The organism is Turicibacter sp., from assembly GCF_017941855.1.
In the GTDB taxonomy this organism is placed as follows: Bacteria; Bacillota_I; Bacilli_A; order MOL361; family Turicibacteraceae; genus Turicibacter; species Turicibacter sanguinis.
Map to the genome: position 1 here is coordinate 1 of NZ_JAGAVR010000033.1, position 12,050 is coordinate 12,050.

A 12,050-nucleotide genomic window follows, 5' to 3' on the forward strand; every position below is an offset into this window, starting at 1 on the left:
AAAAAAAAGAGGCTGTTTTTTATATTTTTTTAAAAGTCGGAATTTGTAGGAAATGCTTGAAAATTATTTTCTCCTATTTCCTAGGGAATGATTGACGGTGGTAAGTTATAAATCGTATAATTTTTATAGAACATTTATTCGATTTTATAAGGAGCGGTTTGATGAGATTAATGCATTTAGGTGATTTGCATTTTGGAAAAATGGTGAATGGGTTTTTAATGATTGAAGATCAAGAATTTGTATTAGAGCAAATTAAACAGTATATTCAAACGTATCGACCTGATGCTGTGATGTTAGCAGGAGATATTTATGATCGTAGTGTGCCACCGGCAAGAGCGGTCGCACTATATAATCAATTTTTAAAAGATTTATTAATTGAGCTAAAGACACCTGTTTTAGCGATTGCAGGAAATCATGATGGGGCAGAATTGATTGATTTTGGACACGAGTTATTTGAAGCGGCACAGTATTATGTCGCAGGGAATTTTACGAAAATTATCAAAAAAGTTAGACTGCAAGATGATGCGGGTCCTGTTAATTTTTATTTATTGCCGTTTGCAGATTATGCCGTTGTCCGAGAAGCTTTAAATCATCCAGAAATCAAATCACTTAATGACGCCATGAAGGCTATTATGGAAGCCAATCCGATTGATTCTACTGAACGTAATGTTTTAATCACGCATGCGTTTGTTGTGGGTGGAGAAGCGCCAGAACAATCGGAATCAGAGAAAAAATTAGTGGTTGGGGGAAAGGAATCGGTGGATGCAACGCTTTTGGAGCATTTTGATTATGTGGCACTTGGGCATTTACATCGAACACAACGTGTGAATAGTGATAAAATCCGCTATAGCGGATCGCTTTTAAAATATTCATTCTCAGAAGAGCATTACCATAAATCGATGACGATGATTGATTTAGACGCAGAAGGTGAGATTAGTATTGAACTATTACCTTTAAAACCACGTCGTGATATGCGTACCATCACTGGAAAACTTGATGAGCTTTTGACGCTTGAGGATGAGGGACAAGAAGATTATCTACGAGTCATTTTAACAGATGAAGGGGAGTTACTCGAACCGATGGCAAAACTTCGTCAGGTGTATCCTAATGTGATGTTGTTAGAACTTGAACGAAGATTTTCAGAATTTAAAGGAAGTCAGTTGAGTGCGAGTGCTCGCCAGACGAAATCAACGGAGGAGTTGTTTGCAGATTTTTATGAGCATCATCGTGGGGAATCTTTGCATGAAGCAGGAAAACAAGTCATTGAACAAACGATTAAAGTTATGAAGGGTGAGTGCTAGAAGTGAAGCCAATTTCATTAAAAATAACAGCTTTTGGACCGTATGCGAAGCAAACGGAGTTAAATTTTAAAGAGGATTTAAAAAATCAAGATATCTTTGTAATTACAGGTCCAACCGGTGCTGGTAAAACAACGATTTTCGATGCGATTTGTTATGCTTTATATGGTGAGACGAGTGGAAATAAACGAAAAGGCGAAGAACTTCGAAGTGACTTTGCCGCAAGTAGTGACAATAAAACGGAAGTTGAGTTTACGTTTTCAGTGAAAGATAAAGTGTATTGTATTAACCGTGCACCTAAGCAGTGGGTTAAAAAGTTACGTGGTGATGGGTTGCGTGAGATGGCAGCCTCTGTTGAGTTACGAGAACTAGATAGTGATCGTGCGCCATTGACGAAGGATATGGATGTTAGAAATGAAGTTCAGGCGATTCTTGGTCTTAGTGTTGATCAATTTAGAAAGATTGTGATGATTCCACAGGGAGATTTTAAAGAGTTTTTATATGCGAATACGGCAAGTAAAGAAGAATTACTTCGTAAAATTTTTGGAACTGATTTTTATAAAGCGTTGCAAGAACAATTAGTAGAACAGTCTAAATGCTTAAAAGCAGAAGTGGCGGATACAGAAAAAGAGATTGCAGCGAAGTTAAAGGTGATTAAATGTGACCCGAGCTCGATGTTATATCAAATGATTGCTGAAAATAAATTATTGGTTCATATTTTAGAAGAAGTGCAAGTTGAATTGGAGAAATTATCACAAGAACAACTGACGCTTCATGAACAAGTGATTGCTGTGGATCAGGATTTACAGGTTCAAATGCAAAAAAGACAGGACGGTCTTTTACTGAATGAAAAGTTTAAGCAAAAAGAGGAAATAGATGCCCGTTTTCAAATGTTGATGAAATCGCGTGAAGCGATGAATGAGTTAGGAAAAAGGGTTGAGTTTTCAAAAAAAGCAGACGAACTTACAAAGCTTGAAAATGAAGTTTTGAAACAACAAACGTTATATAAAAAAGAAGTTAGCTTGCATCAGGCGGGAGTTGAGAAATTAGCTGATCTTGAGCAGCGTTTTATTATTGTGAAGAAGTGTTTTGAAGGAATTGAAGAGTGGCAAGCGACGGTTTCTAAGTTGACCGATGAGATGAATCAGTTGCAAAACTATGCGGATAGTTTAAAGATTATTGAAGAGCGACGATTTGAACAAGATCGTGTGCAAGAGGTCGTGACTAAAATGACGGCTTCTTTAGAAGATAAAAGCAAGCGTCTTAATGAGATGATAGAGGTGCTCAAAACGTTACCGAGTGCGACGGAGCAACAGCAGTTGTTAAAAGAAGCGTGTTTTAAAGAAGAGTTAGAGATGAATCAGTTGAAAGAACAGCAAGGGATTGTAGGGCAGTTATTGACACGCTATGAGCGTCTATTAAAAAATCAGGCTAATTATCAGTATACGATGAATCAGCTAACGAAAAGTCAGGGGTTATTAGACTCATTAAAAGCTGATTATGAGCATCAGGCCGCGTTGTTTATTCATGCATCGGCGATTCGATTAGCGAATGAATTAAAGGTAGGAGAGGCGTGTCCAGTTTGTGGGTCACTTGAACATCCTAATCCTCGAACAAGCGATGAACCTATTTTAAGTAAGGAGGAGCTTGAAGCAAGACGTTTAATGCTAGAATCAAAACAACAAGAGCATCAGTTACTTGAACAGAAAGTAGCGGGAATTGCAGCCACTTTAAAAGAAGAGCAACGTTCAATTGATGAATTAGTTCAAGTGTTAGTTGGGCATCAGTTAATTAAAGAAGATGAGGAGATAAGTCAGTCATTCATACAGATGTTAATGACGCAGATTCAACAACGTATTCAGTTTAAATCACAGACTTTAAAGGAGATTAAATTGAAAGGGCAAGCATTAGAGCAACAGATTGACAGGTTGATCAGACAAAAAGAAGAACAGGAGCTACTGGAGCAAGATTTGAAAGCCTCTGAACATCAATTAGCAGAGCAAGTGGCAAATTTATCATCGGTTCGCCGAGTTGTGATTGAAATGCTTGATGCCATTCCAAAACCATATCAAGATTATTTGATGGTGAAGTCAAAGTTACATGAGGTAAAGCAAGAGCGAAATCAGTTAGAGCAACATATTCGTGAGGCACAGTCTCAGTATCAGCTGTTAACGTCAGAGATGGCGTCAACAAAGGCCACAATTTTAGAAGTTGAGCGTCAAATGACTCATTATCAAAGTGAGTTAACATTAGCGAAGCAACTTTTTGATACGCAGTTGAGGACTGATTTTACATCGGTTGAAGAATATCAATTATCAAAATGCTCGATGCAAGAAATCATGCAGGCAGAAGCTCAAGTTAAAGCATATGAGCAAGAGTTACAAGGGGTTCAAAGTCAGTTAATCGCGCTTGAGCAATCACTAAAAGATTTGGCACCGGTTGAACTTTCAAGAATAGAAGAGTTAATTCGACATTTAAGTGATCAAAAAGAGTTGCTTCAAAAAGAAATGAATGCCAAAGATTTAATTAAAGCGCATAATAAAGATGTGTTAGAGAGCATTCAGCGTCAGTATCGACTCATTCAAAAACGGGAAGAGGAATACCGTGTCATTGGAGAACTTGCCGATCTTGCAAATGGAAAAAGTGGCGGTAAAATGTCATTTGAAACGTATGTGCTTTCTAGTTATTTTGATGATGTGTTAGAGGCTGCCAATTCTCGCCTTGAAAAAATGACAGCACGTCGATACTATTTATTACGACGAGAAGAGGTCAAAGGTGGAGGTCGTAAAGGACTGGATTTAGATGTTTATGATAGTCATACATGTAAAAAACGTCCCGTTAATACGTTATCTGGAGGAGAAAGTTTTAAAGCTTCATTGGCACTTGCACTCGGATTATCAGATACGGTGCAACAAAATTCAGGGGGCATTCAACTCGATACGATGTTTATCGATGAAGGATTTGGAACATTAGATTCTGAGTCACTTGATCAAGCGATTGATATTTTAATGGAATTACAAGATTATGGCCGTTTAATTGGAGTGATTTCACATGTAAATGAGTTAAAAGAACGGATTCCTGCTAAGCTTGTTGTTGAAATGGATTCCAATGGAAGTCGAGCCTATTTTAAAAAATAATCAGAAAAAAAGTTAAATTATAAAAGATAATTTAACTTTTTTATTGCATTAAAATTAAATTCCAATAAAAGGAATGTCGAAAAAAGGCGTATTTGTGTCATTTTTGTGTTATAATTGAGACATGACAAAAAAACAGAATGTTTTATTTGGATGGCAATGAAGTAAAAGGAGGAAGGTTATGTTTAGTTTAGTAGGTATTTTAATTATTGTCATTGGTTTTATGTTAAAAATTGATACATTAGCTATTGTAGTTATTGCAGGAATCGTGACAGGATTTGTAGGTGGCTTAGATTTTAATGAAATTTTAACGATTTTAGGACAAGCCTTTGTATCGAACCGTTTTATGACGTTATTCGTTATCACATTACCAGTTATTGGGTTAATGGAACGTTACGGTTTAAAAGAGCGCGCCGCTTGGTTAATTGGTCAAATTAAAAATGCAAAAGCAGATGGAGTTTTATCTATTTATTTATTATTCCGCTTAATTATGGCTGCTTTAAGTATTCGTATGTCAGGACATGTGCAGTTTGGTCGTCCATTAGTCTTACCAATGGCAGAGGGAGCTGCAACATCTCAATATAAAGATTTTAAAGAAGAAGATGTTGAATCAATTAAAGGATTAACAGCCGCTTCAGAAAACTATGGAAACTTCTTTGGTCAAAACTTATTCATTGGGGCTCCAGGGGTTATGTTAATTGTTGGATCATTAAATGAGCTTGGGTATACAGTTGATGCTAAGCAAGGACCGATTACCATTGCCCTAACAACGTTACCGATTGCGATTATTGCCTTAGTACTTGGTATTATTCAATTTAGAATGAATGAGAAAAAATTCAAAAACAAATATCAAGTGGTGTCTAAAAAGGGAGGGAATAACTAATGACTAATGTTTTATTAACGATCATTTATGCGATTATCGGTTTAGTTTGTATTTCTTTATCTGTGTTTGCCCTTCGTTCTAACGAGCAACAGGCGAAAGTAGGAACGGCATTATTCTGGTCAATCCTTGGAATTATCTTTATTTTTGGTGATTGGATTCCAGCGAATATCGTTGGGGTATTAATTATTGCGATGGCTGTTTTATCAGCAACGAAACAAGTTAAAGTGGGAAGCTTTAAAACAAGTAGCGAACAGTTTAAATTAGATTCAGCTGAAAAAATTGGAAACAAATTATTTGTTCCAGCATTAGTTTTAGCTGTGTTAGCATTCGTCATTGCACAGTTTACAAATTTAGGATCTTACAATGCGATTGGGTTAAGTGGAATCGGGGCTTTAATCGTGATGTTCTTTATTTCTAAATCAAATGTTAAAGAAGCAAACGATGAGTCAATTCGTTTATTAAGTCAAGTTGGGCCAACAGCTATTTTACCTCAGATTTTAGCAGCGCTTGGAACATTATTTACAGTTGCAGGTGTTGGAGATGTCATTGCAGGTGGAGTAAGTCAAGTCATCCCAGAAGGGAATATTTGGTTGGGTGTAATTGCTTACTGTGTTGGAATGGCAGTGTTCACAGCAGTTATGGGAAATGCTTTTGCAGCCTTTTCAGTTATTACAGCTGGAATTGGGGTTCCATTCGTCTTTGCATTAGGTGCTAATCCATTAATTGCTGGTGCGTTAGCCTTAACAGCAGGATTCTGTGGAACATTATTAACGCCAATGGCTGCAAACTTCAACATTGTGCCGGCTTCTATTTTAGAATTGAAAAATCAATATGGTGTCATTAAAGCTCAAGCACCATTTGCTATCATCATGTTAATTATCCATATTATTTTAATGCGATTCTTGGCATTCTAATAAATACTTGCATCTAGTTGTCGATTAGGAGGATGAATGTTATGAAAAAAGTTTTAGTGACAGGATTTGATCCATTTGGTGGAGAACCCGTTAATCCAGCATTAATGTCTGTGATGCAATTACCAGATGAGATTTTAGGGGTTCAAATTATCAAAAAAGAGATTCCAACAGTATTCGATAAAAGTATTGAGGTTCTTTATCAAACATTAAAAGAGGAACAACCTGATATGGTTATTTGTGTTGGTCAAGCAGGTGGTCGTCCTAATATTACAGTTGAGCGTGTCGCGATTAATCAAGATGATGCGCGTATTCCAGATAACGAGGGAGCACAGCCTATTGACCGTACTATTTTTGCAGAAGGTCCTGCTGCTTACTTCGCAACGTTACCGATTAAAGCAATGGTTCAAAATATGAAAGCAGCCGGGATTCCTGCTGCTGTGTCAAATACAGCTGGTACATTTGTATGTAATCATATCATGTATGGAGCCTTACATTTTGCAGCGACGCAACAACCCTCTTTAAAAGCAGGCTTTGTTCATATTCCTTATGTCCCAATGCAAACAGTTGATAAGCCAACAATGCCATCGATGTCTGTAGCAGATATTGTAACAGGGTTAACGATTTTAATTGAAACAGGAATTAACGTTGATCAAGATGTTAAAGTGACAGGAGGAGCTGTATGCTAAAACATCAAGAAACTGTGTTACCCATCTTTGTTTACGGAACACTAATGGTTGGAGAGCGCAATTATATTGATGTTTTACATGACAACTTAACGCATGTTGAAAATGCCAAAGTAAAAGGCACTTTATATTATTATAAAAAAGAAGATTATCCAGCCTTAATGCCGGGCGAACATTGGATTGAAGGACAACTCTTTTATGTCAACGAACTCCACGAAGTCTTAAAACCATTAGATGAAATTGAAGGATATATCTCAAAAAATAATCCAAGCAACATGTACAATCGAGATATTGTAGAGGTTGTGACGGAAGATGGGAAAATGCTACAAGCTTATGCCTATCGAATTAGTCCAAACTTATTTAAGCAAGAGCGTCAAGAATTTTCAAAAATGCAAGAGCTTAGTTGGAAAAAATTTAATCAAAAAATTTCTTAATTAAAAGGTCTTTGTGAAAGTTCACAAAGACCTTTTTTGTTTCTTTTTGTTACAATTAATGTTAAATTAGTGAAGAAGGAATATAAAAAGTTAAGATAGAAGGTGGATAGATGTGATAACAGATTTAATTTTTTATGTGGTGGCAATCTTTTTTGTGATTGGTGGCCTTGATTTTATGATGGGAAACCGAATGGGTTTAGGCGAATGTTTTGAAAGAGGGATTAAGTCAATAGGTGTTTTAACGCTGAATATGCTTGGAATTTTTTTATTGGCGCCTGTTTTTTCAGATGTATTAAGTCGGGTGTTGACTCCAATTGCGACTCTTTTTCAAATGGATCCCTCTATTTTAATTGGAACTTTTTTAGCTTGTGATATGGGTGGATATCAATTATCAATGGAATTAGCAAATTCCACTTTAATGGGAGAATTTTCAGGAATGGTGATTGCATCAGGTCTGGGTGCAACGATTAGTTTTTCGATTCCGGTGGCATTTGGAATGATTCCTAAAAAAGATATTCCTATCTTTTTAAAAGGAATGGTTCTTGGAATGATTGCCATCCCATTTGGATGCTTTGTTGGTGGAATCATAGCAGGAATTGAGGGTTTAATACTATTTCGTCATATGATTCCGTTATTTGTTGGGGTTATCATTTTATCGACTTTAATTTTAGTGAGGCCCTTATCATTAATTAAATTCTTTAATCTATTAAGTCGGGTTGTGGTTTGGATGAGTTTAATCGGACTGATGATTGCAGGTGCCCAGGCTGTTTCAGGTGTTGAATTTGTAAAAGGAATGGCCTCGCTGGCAGAAGGGGCTCAAATCGTTGTACGCATTGGAATCTTTATTGCGGGTGCGTATTCTTTGCTAGAAATTATTTATCGTTTCTTTAACTCTCAATTAGCGATGATAGGGAGATGGATTGGGGTTAATGATGTGAGCATCAGTGCAATGATTGGTAATCTTGTTAGTAATTTATTGGCCTTTAGTCGTTTTCATGAAATGGATGAATTGGGTAAATTAATTTGTTCGGCTTTATGTATTAGTGGTGCCTTCGTTTTTGGAGGACAGCTTGCTTTTGTAAATTCCATGACTCCCCATATAAGTACAGCCTTCATTGTTTCTAAATTTGTCGGTGGTTTCTTAAGTTTAATTCTTGCTTTATTGTACTGGCAGTTTATAAAAAATAGACAGATGGAATCATAAAAAATATCCGGTGATTAAGCCTCACCGGATATTTTTTTATAGAGTAAAGAAAATCTTATTAAAAGAAAAGGAGAGTTTCAAGTTGAATGAATCAGGGTCTCTGTTCATTCTTTATAGTCTATTCACACGTTGAGAAAAATAGAACAATTTGGTGGAAAATGAAAAAAGTTGAACTGATATCAGTTCAACTTTTCATTCTAGCGTGTTGTGAAAGAGAAATCATTCTTTTGGATGTTTACATTTGAAAAAATCAAATATAAGTGAAAAAGGAGCTCTTTACCTAAGAGACGAATGACGTTTACGAACGATTTCCCTACTTCCTTATTAGTATATGTAAAAATCTCTAATTTAGACTCTTTTTAAACCTAAAATTGGAATAAAAACGATTACAAATTATTTATCTTAAGGTATAATGAAAGAGTAAAAACAGGAGGGGGATTTTTATGGCATCACAATACGATGATAATCTATTCTTTAAAATGATTTATGCGATTAGCGATATCGCTGTTTTATCAATTTTATGGTTTATTGGAAGTTTACCGCTTGTAACGATTGGGGCTTCAACAACGGCTTTATTTTATGTTTGTGGGAAAAAGGTTAAACAAGATGAGCCTAAAATAATTTCTGAATTTATTAAAAGCTATAAAGAGAATTTTAAACAATCTTTTTTGATTACCGGGATTTTAGCCATCTTATGGTATGGGACGTTAACTTACTTTATGATGAGTTTTTCCGCTTTAAAAGAAGGCTTTAATGGGTCAGTTGTGGTCATGTTGGTTTTAGCTTTTGAGGTAGTGATGATGAGTGTTTATATGTGTGCACTTTTAGCTAAATATGAGCTTCGTACAATCCAAATTATTAGAAATTCATTTTTATTTATACATGCTTATTTTATTGAGTCGATTAAAGCGTTTGGTTTAATCATCGCTATCATTTTTTGCTTGCTGCTTGTACCCGGGATTGTGATTGTGTTACCAGGAGCGATTGGATTAACCGGAAGTATTTTTATTCGAAATTCGATTCATAAGTTTTTAGTTCGTCAAAAAGCAGTTGAAGAATTACGTCAAGAACAAGCCATTGAGTGTTAGGGGGATTAGGATGGGAATCTTTAATGCAGATCGGCCTCTTGGAAAAATGTTAGCAGACGCATATGATTTAATGTTATTAAGTGTCTTATGGTTTGTGGGATGTTTACCAATTGTAACAATCGTGACTTCAACAACGGCGCTCTTATTTGTTTGCGGGAAAAAGCTAAGAGGGGAAGAGATTCAAGTAGGTGCTGATTTTTATAAAAGTTATCGTCAAAACTTTAAAATGTCATTCCCGCTTCTTCTTATTCTCGGAATTTTTTGGTTTGGAAGTTTGTTTTATCTATTCATCGGATATCGTTCATTACTGCAAAAAATGACGCTTGCCTGGCTGTTTATCATTATCCTAATTTTTGAACTTGTCGTCTTAACGGCCTTTATTCTCTTATTATTCTCACGTTATGAAACATCAATTTTTCAACTTTTAAAAAATGCTCTCTTTATGTCACATGCTTATCTTCTTCAATCTCTTTTTATTTTCTTGTGGAGTATTGGATTAAGTCTTTTAGTCCTTTTCATGCCTGGATTATTTGTGTTAATGCCAGGCGTCTTAGCTTGCTTAATCAATTATTTTGGTGGAGCTGCGATTGGGCATCATTTAAATCACTCAAAATAATCATTCGGTTTGTGAATGGTTATTTTTTTTATTTTCTTGCAACTTTTTATCCTGTTTATCTCTCTAATAGGTGTCAATTATGATAGCATGGTATCAAAGAAAGGTTAGGCGTAGGATATGGATCGTGTATTAGTAATACCTTGGGTTAAAAAAGTAGAGGAAGTCAGTGAGAGGCAGTTAGCTAAAAAGGCGATAAGAGGAGATCATGATGCTTATGGTGAACTACTTAAGCGTCATAAAGCCTATTTTTATAAAATGGCCTTTAGTTATGTGAAGGAGCAACAAGTAGCCCTTGATATTGTTGGGGAGATGACCTATTTAGGATTGATGAAGATTCATCAATTAAAGAATCCCGATTATTTTAAGACATGGATGACGAAAATTTTGATTCATGTGGCTTTAAAGGAAATCAAGAAGCAGCAGGATGTGATGCCATTATTAGATCAGGTTGATATTCAGGAGGTTAACAAAGGAATTTCGATTGAACAAAAGTTAGATTTGTATGAAGCAATGGATCGATTACGGCCTGATTATAAAATGGTAATTATTTTAAAGTTTTTTAATGATTATAAAGAAAAAGAGATAGCCGATTTGATGGAGTTACCGCTAAATACCGTAAAAAGTCATTTAAGACGCGCGAAAGAGGAGTTAAATGTTTTATTAAAGGGAGGATGTTTTAATGAATAAATATGATGAGATTTCTTTACCCAATCAATTAGACGATGTGATTAATGAAGGAGTTAAGCAGGCGATGATGATGAAACGTACAAAGAAATTAGGACGTGTGAAAAAGGTAGGAGTAGGATTAGCAGCGGGGCTTACGATTACACTAGGACTTGGATTCACGAATCCAGCAGTAGCCTCTAAGTTACCAGTTATTGGTAATGTCTTTGAGTCAATTGAAAAGAATTTGTACTTCCCAGGTAATTATTCAGAGTATGCAACATCAGTGAATGAAACCGCCTATTCGAATGGAATTGCGATGACGTTGTCGGAAATTTTTAGTGATGGACAGTTTTTATATGTAACGTATGTCGTGGAGAGTGAGAAACCATTTGAACATTTATCCTACATCGTTGAAGAAGCAAAGAATCAGGTCATTGAGGTGAATCAACTGCTTGTAGAAGAGGCCTATAGTAAAGTTGATTTTGATGCGGAATTAGAGGTAATCGGAATTTCAGGATTTGAAGGAAAATTTATTGATGAGCATACGTTTGTTGGCGTGGAGCAGTACTATTTAGGATCAGGAGAAATTCCAGAAGAGTTTACCTTCCAAACAAAGAAAATTGTCGTAGAAAATTGTGCCAATCATATTGATGATGAATCACAAACCACATGGGGAACTTGGGCATTTAAAGTGCCAGTTAAGGTTAATCAAGAGTTATCATCAGTGACGGTTGTTGAAGGAGTAAATGCGAATGGAGCCAGTATTGAACAAATATCAATGACTCCATTTGGAGTCATTGTGGATGCGACTATTCCAGAGGAAGATTGGTCACGATATGATATTCGTGTTTTTGATGAAACAGGAGAAGAGCTTCAGATGAGCCAATTAAGATATTTAGGAAATCAAGGCGTAAAGGGAATTTATCGAGCATCAAAGACTAAAACAGGAACGTTCAAAGTTGTGATTGAAAAACAAATTTGGATTCCTACGGGTGAGGATTCTTATGAACATCATGAAAGTGAGACTATTTTAGAAAGTCTGATTACAATTAAATAAATAAGGAGCCTGTGATGGCTCCTTTTAAATCTTAAAGAATCGGTTCTTAGGGGGATTTTTTTAGTTATATTTG

At 35.9% G+C, this 12,050-nt stretch carries 11 protein-coding genes; all 11 read left to right on the plus strand.

Features of this window, described 5'->3' with window-relative positions; genetic code table 11:
* Window positions 1-161 precede the first annotated feature (161 nt).
* Window positions 162-1,301 (plus strand): exonuclease SbcCD subunit D, encoded by a 1,140-nt coding sequence (locus J6D32_RS05185; protein WP_009606510.1) that lies wholly within the window; start codon window positions 162-164, stop codon window positions 1,299-1,301.
* 2 nt (window positions 1,302-1,303) lie between these two features.
* Window positions 1,304-4,435 (plus strand): AAA family ATPase, encoded by a 3,132-nt coding sequence (locus tag J6D32_RS05190; RefSeq protein WP_009606511.1) that lies wholly within the window; start codon window positions 1,304-1,306, stop codon window positions 4,433-4,435.
* Between the two features lie 178 nt (window positions 4,436-4,613).
* Window positions 4,614-5,315 carry a DUF969 domain-containing protein gene (locus tag J6D32_RS05195; RefSeq protein WP_009606649.1) on the plus strand — a complete coding sequence of 234 codons (702 nt, stop codon included), beginning with the start codon at window positions 4,614-4,616 and terminating at the stop codon, window positions 5,313-5,315.
* On the plus strand, window positions 5,315-6,229 hold the full coding sequence (locus J6D32_RS05200; protein ID WP_147633444.1) for a DUF979 domain-containing protein: 915 nt from the start codon (window positions 5,315-5,317) through the stop codon (window positions 6,227-6,229). The genes J6D32_RS05195 and J6D32_RS05200 overlap by 1 nt, the downstream gene beginning before the upstream one ends.
* Window positions 6,230-6,270: 41 nt before the next feature.
* Complete coding sequence (pcp, locus tag J6D32_RS05205) at window positions 6,271-6,915, plus strand: pyroglutamyl-peptidase I (RefSeq protein ID WP_006785372.1); 645 nt, start codon at window positions 6,271-6,273, stop codon at window positions 6,913-6,915.
* A complete protein-coding gene (locus tag J6D32_RS05210; RefSeq protein ID WP_006785371.1) occupies window positions 6,909-7,346 on the plus strand; it encodes a gamma-glutamylcyclotransferase family protein in 438 nt (145 codons plus the stop codon). Before pcp ends, J6D32_RS05210 begins: the two co-directional genes overlap by 7 nt.
* 112 nt (window positions 7,347-7,458) lie before the next feature.
* On the plus strand, window positions 7,459-8,550 hold the full coding sequence (locus J6D32_RS05215) for an ethanolamine utilization protein EutH (protein ID WP_006785370.1): 1,092 nt from the start codon (window positions 7,459-7,461) through the stop codon (window positions 8,548-8,550).
* A gap of 443 nt (window positions 8,551-8,993) precedes the next feature.
* Window positions 8,994-9,638, plus strand: coding sequence for a YesL family protein (locus J6D32_RS05220; protein ID WP_006785369.1), 645 nt, complete (start codon window positions 8,994-8,996; stop codon window positions 9,636-9,638).
* A 10-nt stretch (window positions 9,639-9,648) separates the two neighbouring features.
* Window positions 9,649-10,254, plus strand: coding sequence for a DUF624 domain-containing protein (locus J6D32_RS05225; RefSeq protein ID WP_006785368.1), 606 nt, complete (start codon window positions 9,649-9,651; stop codon window positions 10,252-10,254).
* A 117-nt stretch (window positions 10,255-10,371) separates the two neighbouring features.
* Window positions 10,372-10,941 carry a sigma-70 family RNA polymerase sigma factor gene (locus J6D32_RS05230; RefSeq protein WP_155061981.1) on the plus strand — a complete coding sequence of 190 codons (570 nt, stop codon included), beginning with the start codon at window positions 10,372-10,374 and terminating at the stop codon, window positions 10,939-10,941.
* Window positions 10,934-11,977 (plus strand): DUF4179 domain-containing protein, encoded by a 1,044-nt coding sequence (locus J6D32_RS05235; protein ID WP_055163632.1) that lies wholly within the window; start codon window positions 10,934-10,936, stop codon window positions 11,975-11,977. Before J6D32_RS05230 ends, J6D32_RS05235 begins: the two co-directional genes overlap by 8 nt.
* Window positions 11,978-12,050: the final 73 nt, after the last annotated feature.

Coding starts and splice junctions, on each gene's coding strand:
- J6D32_RS05185 (WP_009606510.1), top strand. CDS start 162: ATGAGATTAATGCATTTAGGTGATTTGCATTTTGGAAAAATGGTGAAT.
- J6D32_RS05195 (WP_009606649.1), top strand. CDS start 4,614: ATGTTTAGTTTAGTAGGTATTTTAATTATTGTCATTGGTTTTATGTTA.
- J6D32_RS05200 (WP_147633444.1), top strand. CDS start 5,315: ATGACTAATGTTTTATTAACGATCATTTATGCGATTATCGGTTTAGTT.
- pcp (WP_006785372.1), top strand. CDS start 6,271: ATGAAAAAAGTTTTAGTGACAGGATTTGATCCATTTGGTGGAGAACCC.
- J6D32_RS05210 (WP_006785371.1), top strand. CDS start 6,909: ATGCTAAAACATCAAGAAACTGTGTTACCCATCTTTGTTTACGGAACA.
- J6D32_RS05220 (WP_006785369.1), top strand. CDS start 8,994: ATGGCATCACAATACGATGATAATCTATTCTTTAAAATGATTTATGCG.
- J6D32_RS05225 (WP_006785368.1), top strand. CDS start 9,649: ATGGGAATCTTTAATGCAGATCGGCCTCTTGGAAAAATGTTAGCAGAC.
- J6D32_RS05230 (WP_155061981.1), top strand. CDS start 10,372: ATGGATCGTGTATTAGTAATACCTTGGGTTAAAAAAGTAGAGGAAGTC.
- J6D32_RS05235 (WP_055163632.1), top strand. CDS start 10,934: ATGAATAAATATGATGAGATTTCTTTACCCAATCAATTAGACGATGTG.